This window comes from Sphingomonas quercus (genome assembly GCF_018863195.1).
Classification (GTDB): domain Bacteria; phylum Pseudomonadota; class Alphaproteobacteria; order Sphingomonadales; family Sphingomonadaceae; genus Solisphingomonas; species Solisphingomonas quercus.
Window position 1 is genome coordinate 324,415 of the sequence record NZ_JAHKRT010000001.1, and the last position, 18,725, is coordinate 343,139.

Consider the following 18,725-nt stretch of genomic DNA (forward strand, 5'->3'; position numbering starts at 1 on the left):
ATCGGGCGGCCGCATTGTTCGTTTTACGGGAAACCGCCTGGGGTTTCTCGCAATGCCTGTTGCTTTTCCCGCTGCTGCCCGCCCCGCCCTCGCCGGCCCGTCCTTCGGGGCGCTGGCCTCCATCCTGATGCTGGGCATGCAGCCCGCCGTCCGCGCGCAGGAGCCGGCGCCGCCTGCCGGCTGGTCCCTCACCGCGGCCCGCGGCCTGCTCAAGGCGATCGAAGCCTCCGCAGCCGAAGGGCTCAATCCCGCCGACTATGATCCGGAGGCGCTGCGTCAGGCGATCGCCGGCGGTGAAGGTCCGGGACTGGACGGCGTCGCCGACAGCGCCGGCATGGCCATCGCCCGCGACTATTTCCTCGGCCGGGTGCGGGATCGCGCCGCGTTCGACTGGCATATCGAGCGATCGCCCTACGAGGCGTTCGCGCTGGGCGAGGGGCTGCACAAGGCGGTCGCCACGGGCGATGTGGAGGCATGGCTGGCCGGGCTGCTGCCCAAGGCGCCGCAATATCGCGCGCTCCGCGATGCGCTGCCCGCAGCGCATGACCCGGCCGAGATCGAGCGCCTGCGCGCCAATATGGAGCGGTGGCGCTGGCTGCCGCGCACGCTCGGCGACGATTATCTTCTGGTCAACGTCCCCTCCTACACGCTGCGCGTGGTGCGCGGCGGCGTCGAGGAGGCACGCTACGACGTGGTGGTCGGCGCGCCGAAAACGCCGACCCCGGCGATCGTCGCTCCGGCCGGCCAGGTCGTCGTCAACCCATGGTGGACATTGCCGCCGAGCGTGCTGGCGGAGGGCGGCAGCTACCCGGCGGCGCGCGGCTTCGTGCGGGTGCGGGCGGCCTCCGGCGAGACGATGATCCGCCAGCGCCCCGGCCCGCAGAACGCGCTCGGCCGGATCAAGATCGACATGCCCAACCCGCAGGCCATCTACCTTCACGACACGCCGGCCAAGGCCGCCTTCGCCCGCAAGGACCGCGCGCTGAGCCATGGCTGCATCCGCGTCCGCGGCATCGCCCAGCTGGCCGCCTCGCTGCAGGACGACGGCGCCGTCGCCGCTGCGCTCGACGGCGACGCCACCACCGCCATCGCCCTCAGCCGGCCGCTGCCCGTCTACATCGTCTACATGACGGCCGAGGCGAAGGACGGCCGCGTCGCCTCCTTGCCGGATATTTACCGGCGAGATGAACGACTTGTCGCAATGATGGACAGCGCGACGAAGCGTGCATCAAGTGGGCCGATCTTGGCCAGCAGGGACGGAACCGGGGCCGCCATGGGGTCCAATTAACGGGATATTATGCTAAATGGGCCATTACCAAGCGGGTAGGCAGTTTAGCAGGTTTCGTCTTGAACGATCTTCTCAACGCGAGCGCGGTCTCGCGTCGCAGCTTCCTGTCGGTCACGTCCCTGGGGATCGCCGGCACCCTTAGCGCAGGCCGCGTCGCCGCGGCCCTGCCGGCCGCGGCCGCCACGCCGGCGGCGGTTCGCCCGTCGCTGATGGCGAAGGCGATGGCCGCCCTCCAGCGCCATGGCGACGCCATTCCCAATCGCGATCTGGTCGGCATCGCCGATTTCGCCATCGCCTCGGGCACGCCGCGTTTCCACCTCGTCGACATGGCCAGCGGTCGCACCACGACGCTGCTCGTCTCGCACGGCAAGGGGTCCGATCCGTCGCATAGCGGCATGCTGCAACGCTTCTCCAATATCGAGGGTTCGGAGGCTTCGTCCTCTGGCGCCTACCGCACCGGCGACATCTATGTCGGCAAGCATGGCCGCTCACGTCGGCTGGTCGGGCTCGATCCGACCAATTGCAACGCGCTGGGCCGCGCCATCGTCGTCCATGGCGCCTGGTATGTCTCGCCGGACATCGTCCGCCAGCATGGCAAGCTCGGTCGCAGCCAGGGCTGCCTCGCCGTCTCCACCGCCGAGCTCGAGCAGGTGCTCACCCGCCTCGGCACGGGGCGGATGATCTACGCCGACAAGGTGTGAGGGCCGGGCGGGATCAATCCCCCGCCCTCTCCCTCGCCAGCAACGCCCGCTTGATCGCGAGCCCGTAGGCATAACCGCCCAGCGAGCCATCGCCACGTTGCGCGCGGTGGCAGGGAATCAGCAGCGCAATCGGATTAGCCCCGCACGCCGATCCCGCCGCCCGCGCCGCGCCTGGGCGCCCCGCCCGCGCCGCCAGCGCCGCATAGGACAGCGTCTCGCCCGGCGGGATGCGCGCCAGTTCCCGCCACACCGCTTCCTGAAAGGCGGTGCCGCGCACGTCGAGCGGCAGGGTCATCGCGCGTCCCGGCTCCTCGACATAGGCCACGGCCTCCGTCACCAGTCCGGCCAGCGCCTCTCCGCCCGGTTCGATCGTCGCGTTGGGGAAGCGCTCGGCCAGCATCTCGGCGTCTTCGTCGAAGGACAGCCGGCAGATGCCGCGCGCCGTCGCCGCCACGAACAATGTGCCGAGATCGGTCTCGGCGGTAGCCCAGCGGATCGTCTCGCCCCGTCCGCCGTTCCGCCATGCCGACGGCGTCATCCCCAGGCGATCCCCGGCATCGGCGTAGAAACGGGCTGGCGCGGCATAGCCGGCATCGTAGATGGCCTCGGTCACGGTCTCGCTCTCCTTGAGGGCCTTGGCCGCCCGCTCGGCGCGGCGCGCACGGGCATAGGCGGCGGGCGTGACGCCGGTCGCCCGGCGGAACAGTCGGTGGAAATGGAACAGGCTGTATCCCGCCGCCTCGGCCAGCGCGGCAAGCGACGGCGGCTGCTCCGCCGCCTCGATCAGCGCGAAGGCGCGGGCAAGGCCGGCCTCGTCGGCGGCGATGTCGTCCGGACGGCAGCGCAGGCAGGGCCGCAAGCCGGCCTGCCGTGCCTGGCCGCCGCCGACGAAGAAGCGGACATTCTGCCGCTTGGGGTGTCGCGCCGCGCAGGACGGCCGGCAATAAATGCCCGTGGTCATCACGCCGGTGACGAATTGCCCGTCCCAGGCGCGATCCCGCCGCAGCACGGCCTGCCAGCGATCGCGATCCAGAAGTGATTCGGCCTGTTTCATGCCCCAGATATGGCGCGGCCCGCCTCCGTGCGCATCCCGCGCCTTGCGCTCAAAGCGGCTCGCCGAGCGCGCGCCTTGCATCCACCGGCCCGCTTTGCTAACCGGCCCGCGACCCGAGGGGGCGCGCCATTGGCCGCCGCCCCTTTTCTATATGGGCAAAGCGCATTTACAGGGGAAGCAAGGCGCGTGGAGATTTCCGGCGGCATTCAGGCAAGCCTAAGCGGTCGCTATGCGATCGCCCTGTTCGAGCTGGCGCGGGATGAGAGGCAGCTGGATCCAGTCGCCGCGAGCCTCGCCACGCTGAAGCAGGCGATCGCCGAATCTGCCGATTTCAAGGCGTTGACGAGTTCTCCTCTCGTCAAGCGCCAGGACGCGGGCAAGGCCCTGGCGGCGCTGGCGCCGGTGCTCGGCCTCGATCGGCTGACCCAGAATTTCCTTGGCGTGCTGGCCCGGAACGGCCGCCTGTTCCAGCTTTCCGCGATCATCCGCGCCTTCAACACGCTGCTCGCCGCCCATAAGGGCGAGACGACGGCGGAGGTCGTCTCGGCCCATCCGCTCGACGCGGAGCAGGCCGAGGCGCTGAAGGCCAAGCTCAAGGCCCGTTTCGGCCGTGACGTGACGATGGACCTGAAGGTCGATCCCGCGATCCTCGGCGGGCTGATCGTCCGGGCCGGCTCGACGCAGATCGACGGCTCCATCCGCACCAAATTGAACACGCTCGCGCAGGCGATGAAAGGCTGAACATGGACATCCGCGCCGCAGAAATCTCGAAGGTCATCAAGGACCAGATCGCCGGCTTCGGCACCGAGGCCGAGGTCTCCGAGGTCGGTCAGGTGCTGTCGGTCGGCGACGGCATCGCGCGCATCCACGGGCTGGACAATGTCCAGGCCGGCGAGATGATCGAATTCGCCAATGGCGTGAAGGGCATGGCCCTCAACCTCGAGGCCGACAATGTCGGCGCCGTGATCTTCGGCTCGGACGCCGAGATCCGCGAGGGCGACACGGTGAAGCGCACCGGTACCATCGTCGACGTGCCGGTCGGCAAGGGCCTGCTCGGTCGCGTCGTCGACGGCCTCGGCAATCCGATCGACGGCAAGGGCCCGATTGTCGCCGAGAAGCGCATGCGCGTCGAGGTGAAGGCGCCGGGCATCATCCCCAGGAAGTCGGTGCACGAGCCGGTGCAGACCGGTCTCAAGGCGCTCGACGCCCTCGTTCCGGTCGGCCGTGGCCAGCGCGAGCTGATCATCGGCGACCGCCAGACCGGCAAGACCGCCGTCGCGCTCGACACCTTCATCAACCAGAAGGCCGCCAACGCCAGCGGGGACGAGAACCAGAAGCTCTACTGCATCTACGTCGCGGTCGGCCAGAAGCGCTCGACCGTCGCGCAGATCGTGCGCGCGCTGGAGGAGAATGGCGCGATGGAATATTCCATCGTCGTCGCCGCCACCGCGTCCGAGCCGGCGCCGCTCCAGTTCCTCGCGCCGTACACCGGCTGCACGATGGGCGAATATTTCCGCGACAACGGCATGCACGCTGTGATCGTCTATGACGACCTTTCCAAGCAGGCCGTCGCCTATCGCCAGATGTCGCTGCTGCTGCGCCGCCCGCCGGGCCGCGAGGCCTATCCCGGCGACGTCTTCTATCTCCACTCCCGCCTGCTGGAGCGCGCGGCGAAGCTGAACGACGCCAATGGCAATGGCTCGCTGACGGCGCTGCCGGTGATCGAGACGCAGGCCGGCGACGTGTCGGCCTACATCCCGACCAACGTGATCTCGATCACCGACGGCCAGATCTTCCTCGAGACGGACCTGTTCTATCAGGGCATCCGTCCGGCCATCAACGTCGGCCTGTCGGTGTCCCGCGTCGGCTCGGCAGCGCAGACCAAGGCGATGAAGAAGGTCTCGGGCTCGATCAAGCTGGAGCTGGCCCAGTATCGCGAAATGGCCGCCTTCGCCCAGTTCGGCTCGGACCTCGATGCCTCGACCCAGCGCCTGCTGAATCGTGGCGCGCGCCTGACCGAGCTGCTCAAGCAGGCCCAGTACGCGCCGATGCCGTTCCAGGAGCAGGTGGCGTCGATCTTCGCCGGCACCAACGGCTATCTCGACACCATCCCGGTCTCGGACGTCACCCGCTACGAGCAGGCGATGCTGAGCTTCCTGCGCAGCGAGCATGCCGCCGTGCTGGAAGGGATTCGCACCAGCCGCGATCTGTCGGATGATCTCAAGGCCGGTCTGAAGGCGGCGCTCGACGCCTTCGCCAAGACCTTCGCCTGATAATCTCGCCCTCGCGCGGTCGGAACGGATAAATGGCTAGCCTCAAGGCTCTCAAGCTTCGCATCGGCTCGGTGAAGTCGACGCAGAAGATCACCAAGGCGATGAAGATGGTCGCCGCCGCCAAGCTGCGCCGTGCGCAGGAGGCGGCGGAGGCCGGCCGTCCCTATGCGGAGCGCCTCGCCGAGGTGATGTCCAGCCTCGCCGGCAAGGTGACGGTGGGGCCGCAATCGCCCAGGCTGCTCGCCGGCACCGGCGAGGATCGGGTGCATCTGCTCGTCGTCGCCACGTCCGAGCGCGGGCTTGCCGGCGCCTTCAACACCAACATCGTCCGCGCCGCCCGCAAGAAGGCCGAGGAGCTGGTCGCGCAGGGCAAGCAGGTGAAGTTCTACCTGATCGGCAAGAAGGGCCGCGCCGTTATCCAGCGCATCTTCCCGGGCAAGATCGTGCATCAGGTCGATCAGAGCCATATCAAGAACGTGTCGTTCGGCGACGCGCTCGAGGTCGCGCAGGACATCACCCGCCGCTTCGAGGCGGGCGAGTTCGACGTGGCGCATCTGTTCTACGCCAAATTCCAGTCGGCGCTGGTCCAGATCCCGACCGAGCAGCAGATCATCCCGGTGTCGATCCCGACCGCCGGCTCTGTCGCGCCCGCCGCGGGCACCGCCGCCGCCGTCGAATATGAGCCGGGCGAGGAGGAAATCCTTGCCGCGCTGCTGCCGCGCAACATCGCCGTGCAGCTGTTCCGCGCGATGCTGGAAAATGCCGCATCCGAGCAGGGCAGCCGCATGACGGCGATGGACAACGCCACCCGCAACGCCGGCGACATGATCAATCGCCTCACCATCCAGTATAACCGCACCCGCCAGGCGGCGATCACGACCGAACTGGTCGAGATCATCTCCGGCGCGGAAGCGCTCTAAGGCATAAAGGCAAGGAATAACCGATGCTCAAGCCCTCGCCCCGTTCGGCACAGACCACCAATAATGTCGGCCGCGTCAGCCAGGTCATCGGCGCCGTCGTCGACGTGACCTTCGACGGCCAGCTGCCCGCCATTCTCAGCGCGCTGGAGACCCGCAACCAGGGCAACCGCCTGGTCCTCGAGGTCGCCCAGCATCTCGGCGAGAACACGGTGCGCACCATCGCCATGGACGCGACGGATGGCCTCGTCCGTGGCCAGGAGGTGACCGACACCGGCGCGCAGATCAGCGTCCCGGTCGGCCCGATGACGCTCGGCCGCATCCTCAACGTGGTCGGCGAGCCGATCGACGAGCGCGGCCCGGTCGGCACCGATCTCACCGCCCCGATCCACGCCAAGGCGCCGGAATTCGTCGATCAGTCCACGGAGACGAGCATCCTCGTCACCGGCATCAAGGTGATCGACCTGCTCGCGCCTTACGCGAAGGGCGGCAAGATCGGCCTGTTCGGCGGCGCCGGCGTCGGCAAGACCGTGCTCATCCAGGAGCTGATCAACAACATCGCCAAGGGCCATGGCGGCACTTCGGTGTTCGCCGGCGTCGGCGAGCGCACCCGCGAGGGCAATGATCTCTATCACGAGTTCCTCGACGCGGGCGTCATCGCGAAGGACGCCGACGGCAACCCGACGCCGGAAGGCTCCAAGGTGGCGCTGGTGTTCGGCCAGATGAACGAGCCGCCGGGCGCCCGCGCGCGCGTCGCGCTGTCGGGCCTGACCATCGCGGAATATTTCCGCGACCAGGAAGGCCAGGACGTGCTGTTCTTCGTCGACAACATCTTCCGCTTCACCCAGGCGGGTTCGGAAGTGTCGGCGCTGCTCGGCCGCATCCCGTCGGCCGTGGGCTATCAGCCGACGCTGTCGACCGACATGGGCGCCCTTCAGGAGCGCATCACGTCGACCAACAAGGGCTCGATCACCTCGGTGCAGGCGATCTACGTGCCCGCCGACGATCTTACCGATCCGGCGCCGGCCACCTCCTTCGCCCACCTCGACGCGACGACGGTGCTCAGCCGCGCCATCTCGGAGCTGGGCATCTATCCGGCCGTGGATCCGCTCGACTCGACCAGCCGCGTGCTGTCGCCGGCGGTCGTCGGCCAGCAGCATTACGACACCGCCCGCGCCGTCCAGGAGACACTGCAGAAGTACAAGTCGCTGCAGGACATCATCGCCATCCTCGGCATGGACGAGCTTTCCGAAGAGGATAAGCTGACGGTCAGCCGCGCGCGCAAGATCCAGCGCTTCCTGTCGCAGCCCTTCCACGTCGCTGAGGTGTTCACCGGCATCCCCGGCAAGTTCGTGCAGATCGAGGATACGGTCCGCTCGTTCAAGGCCGTGGTCGACGGCGAATATGATCACCTGCCGGAAGCCGCCTTCTACATGGTCGGCTCGATCGACGAGGCGGTGGAAAAGGCGCAGAAGCTGGCCGCCGCTGCGTAAGGTGGCGGATGCGCTGCGCCTTGTCGATGCGGTGAACAGCGTCTGTCCCTGGTCGGGCGATCCGATCAGGGACGACAGCCTGACGCTCTATCGCGGCGCAGTCGTGGGCTTCTGCAATCCGGGTTGCCGCGACAAGTTCGAAGCGGCGACCCGCGCATTCGACCGCGCGATCGCGGACAAGGATTAAGTCATGGCAGAGCTGCATTTCGAACTCGTCACGCCCGAGCGGCTGATCCGCTCCGAGGATGTGTACATGGTGGTCGTGCCCGGCACCGAGGGCGATTTCGGCGTGCTCGCCGGCCACGCGCCGCTGATGTCCGTGATTCGCAATGGCGAACTCGCCATTTACTCATCCCCGACCAACGTCACCGCGCGCATCCACGTCGAGGGCGGCTTCGCCGAGGTCAATGAGCGCGGCCTGACGGTGCTCGCTGAACGGGCGACCGAGGCGGCTTGACAGGCCCCTCCCCGAGCAATCCCGGGGAGGAATATCTCTACAGGTCCAGCGCCAGCACCGGGTCGTCATAGACCTGGGCGCCGACCTGAAACCGGCGCTGCCCGATCTGCGCGAAACCCTGGCGGCGATAAAAGGCCAGCGCCCGAAAATTCTCGTCCCACAACGCAAGCAGCAGACGCGCCATGCCCTGCTCCCGTGCCCAACGGATCGCCTCGTCCATCAGGGCTTGCCCCGCGCCCGTGCCGTAAAGGCGGGACAGCAGGTAGATGCGCTTCAGCTCGACGTCGCCGGGCGCGGCCGTGAAGCCATCCATGTCGGGCGGCGCCACCACCTGATAGCCGACCGGCGCCCCGCCCTCGTCGGCCTCGACCAGCCATAGCGCATGATCGGCCGCGGTCCCCCAGCGGGCATAGGTGGCCGGCTGGTTCTTGGCGGCGGCATGGGCGACGATGCCCGCCCCCGGCATCCGGCCTGCATAGGCATCGAGGAAGGTCGCCGACCCGATCAGGGCCAGCGCATCGGCATCGCGTTCGTCCGCGCGTCTGATCCGCCACCGCATGGCGCTCAATCCCGTGCGGTTAGCATATTGTCAAACCTCATCCTTTAGTCGGTTGCGCATGAGCGCATTCGGACGACGTGGCGGAGCAGCGGGACCGGGCAGCGGACGCCCGGCCTTCGGCGTGGCGCGACCCATGCAGAGCGCTGACGGCGCTCAGGCCGGCGGGGGCGACCAGTTTCCGCCGATCGAAAGCCTTTCCGCCGACACGGGCGGCGGCGATGACGCGATGGCGCGTCTGCACAGCCGCTCGGCCTTCGTGCCCGAAGCCGCGGCCAAGGCCGAGGGCTTCGAGGCCTCGGTCCACCGCATCAAGGAGCAGGTGCTGCCGCAGCTGCTCGAGCGCGTCGATCCGGAGGCGGCGGCGACGCTGACCAAGGACGAACTGGCCGAAGAGTTTCGCCCGATCATCGGCGAGGTGCTGGCCGAACTGAAGATCCACCTCAACCGCCGCGAACAGTTCGCGCTGGAAAAGGTGCTGGTCGACGAACTGCTCGGCCTCGGCCCGCTGGAGGAGTTGCTCGCCGATCCCGACATCAGCGATATCATGGTCAACGGTCCCGGCCAGACCTATGTCGAGCGCAAGGGCCGGCTGGAGCAGGCCACTGTCCAGTTCCGCGACGAGGAGCATCTGTTCCAGATCGCCCAGCGCATCGTCTCCAAGGTCGGACGCCGCGTCGACCAGACGACCCCGCTCGCCGATGCGCGCCTCGCCGACGGCAGCCGCGTCAACGTCATCGTCCCGCCGCTCAGCCTGCGCGGCACCGCCATCTCGATCCGTAAATTCTCGGCCAAGCCGATCACCATCGACATGATGTCGAAGGGCGGCTCGATGTCGGAGAAGATGGCGACCTGCCTGAAGATCGCGGGCGCCAGCCGCTTCAATATCGTCATTTCGGGGGGCACCGGCTCGGGCAAGACGACGATGCTCAACGCCATGTCGAAGATGATCGACCCGGGCGAGCGCGTGATCACCATCGAGGACGCCGCCGAGCTCCGCCTGCAACAGCCGCACTGGCTGCCGCTGGAGACGCGACCGGCCAATCTCGAGGGTCAGGGCGCGGTCACCATTCGCGATCTCGTCGTCAATGCGCTGCGCATGCGGCCCGATCGCATCATCCTCGGCGAGGTGCGTGGCGCCGAATGTTTCGACATGCTGGCGGCGATGAACACCGGCCATGACGGCTCGATGTGCACCCTGCACTCCAATTCCCCGCGCGAATGCCTGGCGCGCATGGAGAATATGGTGATGATGTCGGACATCAAGGTGCCGAAGGAGGCGATCAGCCGCCAGATCGCGGATTCGGTGGACATGATCGTGCAGGTCAAGCGCCTGCGCGACGGCAGCCGCCGGGTCACCTCGATCACCGAGGTGACGGGCATGGAAGGCCCGGTGATCGTCACGCAGGAGCTGTTCAAGTTCGTCTATCAGGACGAAGGCACCGACGGGAAGATCCGCGGCGAATATCAGGCGTGCGGCCTCCGCCCCTATACGCTCGACAAGGCCCGGCAGTTCGGCTTCGACGGGCCGTTTCTCGAAAGCTGCATGTAGCAACGCTCGAACAGGCCGGCTGTCTGCTCGCCCTGATCAGCCGCTGAGCCGGCCGAAGCGTCGGGGCGCCAACGGGCTCGTCTGGGCCACCCTTCCTCGACAAGGCCGTGGACTTCGTTTGGTCGGAGCGCTCAGCCGTGCATCCCGAGCGCTACCGCGCCCGCGAACACGAACAGCGCCAGCACGGTCAGCCCGGACCACGGCACCCAGCCGACGCGGTCCATGCCGTCGCGCCTCCCGCGGCGACGCTCGGCGAGGCCGCAGCCGCCGGCGGCAGCGAGCGCGGCCGCCGCCACCAAAACCCAAACTTGCATTGCCGGCCCTCCCCCCACATCCTGCCGCCAGAGACCAGCAACCACTGGCCCAAGGAGAAACAATGCGCCACCTGCTTCTCGCCGCCGTCGCGCTGGGCGCGACGGCCCCCCTGTCGCTGCCGATCGCGCCCGCCTTCGCGCAGACGGCGTCCCCCGCCATCGCCAAGGCGGTCGCCGATCCGCGCCGCAAGGCGGAGAACCGCGCCCGCGACCGCTATCGCCACCCGGCCGAGACACTCGCCTTCTTCGGCGTGAAGCCGAACCAGACGGTGGTCGAGGTGTTGCCCGGCGGCGGCTGGTATTCGGAAATACTGGCCCCCCTGCTCCATGATCAGGGTCGTTATATCGCCGCGGTGCCGGCCGGCGGACGGGCCGGGTTCAGCCGCTTCACTGCCGCCGATCCGGCGCGGTTCGGCAAGGTCACGGTGACCGAGTTCGCGCCCGGCAAGGTGCCGATCGCCCCGGACGGCTCGGCGGACGTGGTCCTGACCTTCCGCAACGTCCACAATTTCCTGATGGGTGAGGACGCGACCCCGGCCGCCGCCTTCGCTGCTTTCTTCCGCGCGCTGAAGCCCGGCGGCGTGCTCGGCGTCGTCGACCATCGCCTGCCCGAGGGTCGCGACAGCGCGCTGGAAAAGAAGAGCGGCTATCTCAAGCGCTCCACGGTGGTGCGGCTGGCCGAGCAGGCCGGGTTCCGCCTCGCCGGCGAAAGCGAGGTCAACGCCAACCCCAAGGACACCGCGGACTGGCCGGACGGCGTATGGACCCTGCCCCCGACCTACCAGCTGAAGGACAAGGATCGCGCCAGATATGCCGCGATCGGCGAGAGCGATCGCATGACCCTGCGCTTCGTCAAGCCGGCGCGCTGAACGATGACCAGCGCGTTCGACTTCACCGTGAGGGGCGCGGACGGCGCCCCTCACCCGCTGGACCAGTATCGCGGCCGCGCGCTGCTGATCGTCAACACCGCGTCGAAATGCGGCTTCACGCCTCAATATGCTGGGCTTGAGGCGCTGTGGAAGCGATATCGGGACCAGGGGCTGACGGTGATCGGTTTCCCCTGCAACCAGTTCGGCGAGCAGGAACCGGGCAGCGCCGAGGAGATCGCCAGCTTCTGCTCGCTCACCTACGACGTCGACTTCCCCCTGATGGCCAGGATCGACGTCAATGGCCGCGATGCCGAGCCGCTTTACGAGTGGCTGAAATCCGCGGCGCCCGGCTTGCTGGGGTCGAAGGGGATCAAGTGGAACTTCACCAAGTTCCTCGTCGGCCGCGACGGCCGCGTCATCGAACGCTATGCGCCGACGACCAAGCCCGAGGCGATCGAGGACGACATCGTCAAAGCGCTCGCCTGATCCGCCGGAGTCTGAACGGCGACCTGGCCCGCCGTTCAGCTCCACGACAAAGCGCGTGGGATACAGGCCAGCCCGCATGCGTTGCACTTGCCCTCCACGGAAAGCCTGACCATCTCATGATCATGGACCAACCGACCCGCCGGGACATGCTCGCGACGCTCGGCATGGCCCCCCTGCTGTTGGCGCCCGGTGCGGCGCTGGCGGCGGCGGAGCCCTTCTCCTTCGATCTGCTGAAACGGCGCGCGGCCCAGCTCGCCCGGCGCCCCTATCAGGCCGCGCCGCCGGTGCCCGGCGCGAGCGGGGTCGATTTCGACGCTGCGTGGAAGATCAGGTTTCGCGCGGAACGCACCCTGTTCGCCGGCACTGCGACGCCAGTGCGGTTGTTCCCGCCGATCGCCACCGCGCAGCTGCCGATCGCGATCAACATCGTCAAGAACGGGGTGGCGACGCCCCTCGATGCGGCGGGGGACTGGTTTTCGGCGCCCGACGGCATTCGGGTGCCGGCGGGCTTCGCCGGCTTCCGGGTCATGACCGAGGGCAAGGAAAGCGACTGGCTGGCCTTCATGGGCGCATCCTATTTCCGTTCCTCGGGCGAGCGCGACCAATATGGGCTGTCGGCGCGCGCGATAGCCGTGAATGTCGGCATCGACGGACGCGAGGAATTCCCGCGCTTCACCGAATTCTGGCTGGAGCCCGCGGCGGACGGCGCGCTCACCATCTATGCGCTGCTCGACGGCGAGAGCCTGACCGGCGCCTTCCGCTTCGTCTGCCGCTCGGGCAAGAAGGGCGTGACGCAGGACGTCACCGGCTTCCTGCGCATCCGCCGCGACATTCAGCGCCTCGGCTTCGCCCCGGCGACGAGCATGTTCTGGTACGGCGAGGGCAATCGCCGTGACGCCACCGACTGGCGACCCGAAATCCACGACTCGGATGGGCTCGCGATCATCAACGGCCGGGGCGAGCGCGTCTGGCGGCCGCTCGCCAATCCGCGCCGGCCGATCATCAACACCTTCGCGGACGACAGTCCGGCCGGCTTCGGCCTGCTCCAGCGCGATCAGCATTTCGACCATTATCAGGACGACGGCGCATTTTACGATCGCCGGCCGGGCCTGTGGATCACGCCGCAGGGCAAATGGGGCAAGGGCGCCGTGGCGCTCTACGCCTTCCCGACCCGATCGGAGACGGACGACAATGTCGTCGCCTATTGGTCACCCGCCGGAATCGCCAAGAGCGGACAGGAGTTCAACTACGCCTATCGGCTGGACTGGACCTCCGAAGATCCGACCGCCTCGCCACTGGCGCGCGTGACCGACGTGTGGACCGGCGCCGGCGGCATTCCCGGCGCGCCGCAGCGGGCCGGCGTCACCAAGCTCGTCGCAGATTTCCGCGGCCCGACGCTCAAGGGGCTGGGCCGGGACAGCGGCGTCACCTTCGCGGCCAGCATGGTGCGCGGCCGCATCCTTTCCGCCACTCCCTATCCGGTGGCGGGCTCCGAATCCCACTGGCGCGCCATGCTCGAGCTGTCGCTCGACGGCGGCGGCGAACCCGCCGATCTGCGCCTCACGCTGCAGCAGGGCGGCAAGGCGATCAGCGAGACGCTGATTACCCAACTCTTTGCGGGAAATTGACGCGAATGCGCGACGAAGACAGGAACGCGGAGGCGGGCAACGGGTTTCTTGACCTCAGAAGGGGTCCGACCGTGTCACATGCCGCCGCCAATGAGCTGATGCCTCCCGAAGCGCCGCTGGCGATGAGGGAGCAGGATTTCGCACGCCATGGCGGCACCGCGCGCATGCCCGAGCCGCTGAGCGACGATATGACCGCGCGGCGGACCATCCTGGTGCTTGCCACGCTGTTGCTCGCCGCGGCCGCCGGCACGGAGCTGCGCGTCGCCCTCTCGCAGGATGGGCTGACGCTGAGCGACATCCTGTTGCTGCTGTTGTTCTGGCCGCTGTTCGCATGGATCGCGTTCGGCTTTGTCGGCTCGGCGGTCGGCTTCTGGCAACTGCTCACCCGCCGCACGATGATCGAGCCGGCGCCGCCCTCGGCCCGGCCGGTGGGACGGACCGCGATCCTGGTGCCGATCCGCAACGAGGATATCGACGCGGTCAGCCGCCGTATCGCCGCCATGGCGAGCTCGATCGCCGCCACTGGCTCGGCCGATCGCTTCGCCTTCTTCATGCTGAGCGATTCCGGCGCCGCGGAGGGCGAGGCCGAGGTCAAGGCGGCGAGGCGCCTGCGCCGCAACAGCCCGGTGCCGGTCTATTATCGCCGCCGCGCCATCAACCACGCCCGCAAGCCCGGAAATATCGCCGACTGGGTGCGCAACAACGGCGCCGACTGGGATTACATGCTGGTGCTGGACGCCGACAGCATGATGGGCGGGCGGACGATCGCCGGCCTTGCCGCAGCGATGGACGCACGGCCCGGCGTCGGCCTGATCCAGACCTCGCCGAACATCATCGGCGCGCAGACCCTGTTTGCCAGGTGGCAGCAATTCGCCACCCGCCTTTACGGGCCGATCGCATCGGCCGGCCTGATGTGGTGGTCGGGCTCCGAGGCGACCTTCTGGGGCCATAATGCGATCCTGCGCACCCGTGCGTTCGCGGAGAGCTGCGGCCTGCCCGCGCTGCCCGGCGCGGCGCCATTCGGCGGGCACATCATGAGCCACGACATGGTCGAGGCGGCACTGCTGCGCCGCGACGGCTGGGGCGTGCACATGATCATGGTCGCCGACAGTTTCGAGGAATATCCGCCGACGCTGGTCGACCACGCCATCCGCGATCGCCGCTGGTGCCAGGGCAATATCCAGCATGTCCGCCTGTTCGGCGCCGCCGGCTTCCATTGGGTGAACCGACTTCAGCTGATCATCGGGGCCTCGGCCTATGTCACCTCGCCGCTGTGGCTGCTGCTGCTGCTCGCGGCGACTGCCGGCCACCTGACGCCAGCCGGGGTCGACGCGCTGGCGCCGTCGCCATGGATCCTCGGCCTCACGCTGCTGCTGTTGTTCGGGCCGAAGCTGATGGGCCTCGGCCTCGCTTTGGCGGATCCGGCGCGGCGGGCGGCGTTCGGCGGGGCGAAGCGGCTGATCCTGTCGACCGCGGTCGAAATCCCGCTTGCCATCCTCACCGCCCCGGCAACGATGCTGACCCAGACCATGGCGCTGATCGACATTGTGCGTGGCCGCGCCAGCGGCTGGGCACCGCAGAGCCGCGAAAGCAATGGCATCGCGCTTGCCGACGCGCTGCGCCACTATCGGCCGCACATGATCGCCGGCGTCGGGCTGCTCGCGCTCAGCGCCTTGCTCAATGCCGACCTGTGGTGGATCGCGCCGGTAGTCGCCGGCCTGCTTGCCGCTCCGCTGGTGGCGTCGATCACGTCCCGCCGCGACCTTGGCGAGCGCGCCGCTGCAATCGGCCTGTTCCAGGTGCCCGGCGAGGGCCTTCCCAGTCGCGAGCCACGGTCGCCGACCTCGGCGCGAGCCGCCCAGCGCGTCTAAGCCGCTCATCCTGCTGCACGAAAAGAGAGGTCGGCCTCAGGGTCGGCCTCTTTTTTATGTCTGAATGAGTAGTCCCGGAGCCGCGAGGCTCCATGCGACTCCGGGACCGAGGATTCTGTAATCCATTTCGATTGTGATTTGCATCACATTTTTCGTGTTTTTGTATTTATATCTGGCCGCAATTGAATCTGACCGCCCGGCGGCCTCGCCGTTTGCCGGGAGGGGCTGGCGTGGGCTCGCGGCGCGTGGCAATTCTCCGGCGCAATCCTGCCCGGAGCTCCCTGCCGCACTCATGCACAAGCTCGTCATCGGCATCGCCGGCATCGCCCTCATCCTGGGCATCGCCTTTGCGCTGTCCGCCAACCGTCGCCATATTCGCCTGCGGGTGGTCGGCTCCGCTTTCGCGCTTCAGGTCGGCATCGCCGTGCTGGTGCTCTATGTGCCGGCCGGACGTGCCATCATCGGCTGGATGTCGGCGGGCGTCGGCAATCTCCTCTCCTATGCGCAGGAGGGAACGAATTTCCTGTTCGGCGCCTTCGCCACCTCCGAGCTTGGCAAGAATTTCGCCATTCAGGCGCTGCCGGTGATCATCTTCTTCGCGGCCCTTGTCTCGATCCTGTATTATCTCGGCGTCATGCAGGCCGTTGTCCGGTGGATCGGCGGAGGCATCGAGAAGGTGATCGGGGTCAGCAAGGTGGAGTCGCTGTGCGCCGCGGCAAACATCTTCGTCGGCCAGTCGGAAAGCCCGCTGGTCATCCGCCCCTATCTGCCGGGCCTCACCCCACCGCAGCTGTTCGCGGTGATGACCAGCGGCATGGCCGGCGTCGCCGGCACGATCCTCGCGGCCTATGCTTCGATGGGCATCCGCATCGAATATCTGCTGGCGGCCTCGTTCATGTCCGCGCCGGGCGGCCTGCTGATGGCCAAGATGATCATGCCGGACGATCCGCACCTGCCGCTCGACCGGGTGGTGGAGGTAGCGGATTCGCCGCATTCCCCCGGCCACCCCGAGGAGCGCGACGCCAATATCATCATGGCCGCCGCGTCCGGCGCGCAGACCGGCGTGAGGCTGGCGGTGGCGGTTGGCGCGATGGTGCTGGCCTTCGTCGCGCTGGTCGCGCTGGCCAACGGCATCCTCGGCGGCATCGGCCACTGGTTCGGCCTTGAGGGGCTGAGCTTCCAGCGGCTGCTCGGCTTCCTGTTCGCGCCGGTGATGTACCTGCTCAACGTGCCGTGGAACGAGGCACTGGCGGCTGGCGGCCTGTTCGGCGAGAAGGTCGTGCTCAACGAGTTCGTCGCCTACATCCATCTCGGCCAGATCGCCGGTCAGCTCAGCGCGCATACCATCGCCGTGGTCACCTTCGCGCTGTGCGGCTTCGCGAATTTCTCCTCGATCGCCATCCAGATGGCGGTGACTGGCAGCCTCGCGCCTTCCCAGCGGCCGACCATCGCCCGGCTGGGCGTGAAGGCGCTGGTTGCCGGCAGTCTCGCCAACCTGATGTCGGCGGCGCTGGCCGGCCTGCTCATCCCCTAGAGGCCCCCGGGAGTGGCTGCCATGCTATCGCGCCGCCGGTTCCTTGCCGCCACGGCAGCGGTATCGCTGGGCGCGCCGGCCGTGCTGCGCGCCCAGCCGATGCGCTTCGCCGCATGGCCGTTCCGGCTTGGGGTAGCCGCGGGCGATCCGACCAGCGACGGCATGGTGCTCTGGACCCGCCTCTGCCCGGAGCCGGCCGACGTGCGCGGCGGCATGCCGATGACGCCGATCGCGGTGAGCTGGGAGGTCGCCACCGACAAGGCCTTCGCCAGCATCGTTGCGAGCGGCGAGGCAACCGCCTGGCCGGACCTCGCCCACAGCGTCCATGTCGAGGTGGCGGGGTTGCAGCCGGACCGGCCCTATTTCTACCGCTTCCACTGCGGCGGCGAGCGCAGCGACACCGGCGCCGCGCGCACCCTCCCCGCCCCGGGCGCGGCGGTGGGGCGGATACGCTTCGCGGTTGCCGGCTGCCAGCAATATGAGGACGGCCTCTACACCGCCTGGCGGCGCTTGGCTGCCGATCCGGACCTCGCCTTCTGCTATCACTTTGGCGACTATATCTACGAGAACCGCGAATATCTCTCGCCCACCGATCGCGCGCGCGCGCCGGCCGTCCGTCACCACGACGCGCCGGAGTGTTTCAGCCTCGACGATTATCGGCGCCGCTACACGCTCTACAAGCAGGATGCCGACCTCCAGGCGGCGCATCGCGCCCTCGCGATGTTCCCGACCTTCGACGATCACGAGGTGCAGAACGACTGGACGTCGAACCACGGCCCTGCCGGCACCCCGCCCGAAATCTTCCTGCTTCGGCGCGCCAGCGCATTGCAGGCGTGGTACGAGCATATGCCGGTGCGTGCCCGCTCGATGCCGCATGGCGGAATGATCGAGATGGCCCGGTCGGCGCGGATCGGCACGCTGCTCGACCTGCGGCTGCTCGACACCCGCCAGTTCCGCACCGCCCAGCCGTGCGGCGGCGGCTTCCGGCCGGTCTGCGCGGGGATCAACGACCCGGGCGCGCAGATCATCGGCGGACCCGCCGAACAGGCGCTGGCCAAGGCGTTGGCCCGGCCCGAGACGCGCTGGACGGCGCTCGCCCAGCAGGTGATGATGATGGATCTGGACCGTCGCACCGCCGACGCACCGTCAAAGATCGTCAATATCGACACCTGGGCCGGCTATGCGGTGCCGCGCGCGCGCGTGCTTGATCATCTCGGCGGCCGCGGCGACGTGGTGGTACTGACCGGCGACGAGCATCAGAATTTCGCGGGCCATCTCCGTGATTCAAGGGGCAGGACGGTGGCGGTCGAGTTCGTCTCCACCTCGATCAGCTCCGGCGGCGATGGATCGGACAAGCGCTCCGGCACCGACAGGATACTCGCCGAGAATGACTGCCTGACCTTCATGAACGACCAGCGCGGCTTCACCGTCTGCGAGGTGACGCCGGATCGCTGGAGCACCGATTTCATGGTCCTCGACCGGGTCTCGTCGCCGGGGGGCACGTTGTCCAGGCGCGCGCGTTTCTCCATGGAGCGCGGCAATCCGATGCTGGTGCAGGACGCCTGATCCCGCCGGCCCACGGGGCGTATCCCGAATGCCACAGTCGGCAACAGATATTGGCGCGATTGCGGGCTTCTTCGCCAACTTGCTGCAACTGCGTCATCAATCTGTCAAACGCGCGCCCCAAGGGCAGCGCAATGCGGGCCAGTCTCCGGATTAGCGCTCTCCATCG

The 18,725-nt window shown here is 68.1% G+C and carries 18 protein-coding genes; 15 read left to right on the forward strand and 3 right to left on the reverse strand.

Going from position 1 to position 18,725, the window contains the following annotated elements; translation table 11 throughout:
- Window positions 1–52: 52 nt before the first annotated feature.
- Complete coding sequence (locus KOF26_RS01650) at window positions 53–1,288, forward strand: L,D-transpeptidase family protein (protein ID WP_216318949.1); 1,236 nt, start codon at window positions 53–55, stop codon at window positions 1,286–1,288.
- Window positions 1,289–1,347: 59 nt separating this feature from the next.
- Complete coding sequence (locus tag KOF26_RS01655) at window positions 1,348–1,989, forward strand: murein L,D-transpeptidase catalytic domain family protein (protein ID WP_253200948.1); 642 nt, start codon at window positions 1,348–1,350, stop codon at window positions 1,987–1,989.
- Between the two features lie 13 nt (window positions 1,990–2,002).
- Here KOF26_RS01655 and ada read toward each other — a convergent pair whose 3' ends face one another.
- On the reverse strand, window positions 2,003–3,043 hold the full coding sequence (gene ada, locus KOF26_RS01660) for a bifunctional DNA-binding transcriptional regulator/O6-methylguanine-DNA methyltransferase Ada (RefSeq protein WP_216318952.1): 1,041 nt from the start codon (window positions 3,041–3,043) through the stop codon (window positions 2,003–2,005).
- Between the two features lie 186 nt (window positions 3,044–3,229).
- Between ada and KOF26_RS01665 the strand changes: the two genes are divergently transcribed.
- The 6 genes from KOF26_RS01665 to KOF26_RS01690 are packed head-to-tail and all read left to right on the forward strand — an operon-like array spanning window position 3,230 to window position 8,183.
- Window positions 3,230–3,784 carry a F0F1 ATP synthase subunit delta gene (locus tag KOF26_RS01665; protein WP_216318955.1) on the forward strand — a complete coding sequence of 185 codons (555 nt, stop codon included), beginning with the start codon at window positions 3,230–3,232 and terminating at the stop codon, window positions 3,782–3,784.
- A 2-nt stretch (window positions 3,785–3,786) separates the two neighbouring features.
- Entirely contained in the window at window positions 3,787–5,316 is a 1,530-nt protein-coding gene (gene atpA, locus KOF26_RS01670) for a F0F1 ATP synthase subunit alpha (protein WP_216318958.1), read from the forward strand.
- Between the two features lie 32 nt (window positions 5,317–5,348).
- Window positions 5,349–6,236 carry a F0F1 ATP synthase subunit gamma gene (locus KOF26_RS01675; protein WP_216318961.1) on the forward strand — a complete coding sequence of 296 codons (888 nt, stop codon included), beginning with the start codon at window positions 5,349–5,351 and terminating at the stop codon, window positions 6,234–6,236.
- A gap of 23 nt (window positions 6,237–6,259) precedes the next feature.
- Window positions 6,260–7,726: a F0F1 ATP synthase subunit beta gene (gene atpD, locus KOF26_RS01680; RefSeq protein ID WP_216318963.1), complete on the forward strand. Its 1,467-nt coding sequence runs from the start codon at window positions 6,260–6,262 to the stop codon at window positions 7,724–7,726.
- 1 nt (window position 7,727) lies between these two features.
- Window positions 7,728–7,913: a glutathione S-transferase gene (locus KOF26_RS01685; RefSeq protein ID WP_216318966.1), complete on the forward strand. Its 186-nt coding sequence runs from the start codon at window positions 7,728–7,730 to the stop codon at window positions 7,911–7,913.
- A 3-nt stretch (window positions 7,914–7,916) separates the two neighbouring features.
- On the forward strand, window positions 7,917–8,183 hold the full coding sequence (locus KOF26_RS01690) for an ATP synthase F1 subunit epsilon (protein WP_216318969.1): 267 nt from the start codon (window positions 7,917–7,919) through the stop codon (window positions 8,181–8,183).
- 37 nt (window positions 8,184–8,220) lie between these two features.
- Here KOF26_RS01690 and KOF26_RS01695 read toward each other — a convergent pair whose 3' ends face one another.
- Window positions 8,221–8,742, reverse strand: a complete 522-nt coding sequence (locus KOF26_RS01695) for a GNAT family N-acetyltransferase (RefSeq protein WP_216318971.1) — start codon at window positions 8,740–8,742, stop codon at window positions 8,221–8,223.
- A gap of 58 nt (window positions 8,743–8,800) precedes the next feature.
- On the opposite strand from KOF26_RS01695, the gene KOF26_RS01700 reads away from it, so the two are divergent.
- Window positions 8,801–10,291 (forward strand): TadA family conjugal transfer-associated ATPase, encoded by a 1,491-nt coding sequence (locus tag KOF26_RS01700; protein WP_216318974.1) that lies wholly within the window; start codon window positions 8,801–8,803, stop codon window positions 10,289–10,291.
- Between the two features lie 131 nt (window positions 10,292–10,422).
- On the opposite strand, the gene KOF26_RS01705 is transcribed toward KOF26_RS01700, so the two are convergent.
- Entirely contained in the window at window positions 10,423–10,605 is a 183-nt protein-coding gene (locus KOF26_RS01705) for a hypothetical protein (protein WP_216318977.1), read from the reverse strand.
- A 62-nt stretch (window positions 10,606–10,667) separates the two neighbouring features.
- On the opposite strand from KOF26_RS01705, the gene KOF26_RS01710 reads away from it, so the two are divergent.
- From KOF26_RS01710 to KOF26_RS01735, 6 genes are all read left to right on the forward strand, one after another.
- Window positions 10,668–11,474, forward strand: coding sequence for a class I SAM-dependent methyltransferase (locus tag KOF26_RS01710; RefSeq protein WP_216318980.1), 807 nt, complete (start codon window positions 10,668–10,670; stop codon window positions 11,472–11,474).
- A 3-nt stretch (window positions 11,475–11,477) separates the two neighbouring features.
- A complete protein-coding gene (locus tag KOF26_RS01715; RefSeq protein WP_216318983.1) occupies window positions 11,478–11,960 on the forward strand; it encodes a glutathione peroxidase in 483 nt (160 codons plus the stop codon).
- 122 nt (window positions 11,961–12,082) lie between these two features.
- A complete protein-coding gene (locus KOF26_RS01720) occupies window positions 12,083–13,588 on the forward strand; it encodes an OpgD/OpgG family glucan biosynthesis protein (RefSeq protein WP_216318985.1) in 1,506 nt (501 codons plus the stop codon).
- Window positions 13,589–13,659: 71 nt separating this feature from the next.
- The gene (gene mdoH / locus KOF26_RS01725; RefSeq protein ID WP_216318989.1) at window positions 13,660–15,459 is read left to right on the forward strand and encodes a glucans biosynthesis glucosyltransferase MdoH; all 1,800 of its coding nucleotides are present in this window, start codon (window positions 13,660–13,662) and stop codon (window positions 15,457–15,459) included.
- Window positions 15,460–15,751: 292 nt separating this feature from the next.
- Window positions 15,752–16,993 carry a NupC/NupG family nucleoside CNT transporter gene (locus KOF26_RS01730; RefSeq protein WP_216318993.1) on the forward strand — a complete coding sequence of 414 codons (1,242 nt, stop codon included), beginning with the start codon at window positions 15,752–15,754 and terminating at the stop codon, window positions 16,991–16,993.
- Between the two features lie 21 nt (window positions 16,994–17,014).
- Window positions 17,015–18,559 (forward strand): alkaline phosphatase D family protein, encoded by a 1,545-nt coding sequence (locus tag KOF26_RS01735; protein WP_216318996.1) that lies wholly within the window; start codon window positions 17,015–17,017, stop codon window positions 18,557–18,559.
- The last annotated feature ends 166 nt before the right edge of the window (window positions 18,560–18,725 follow it).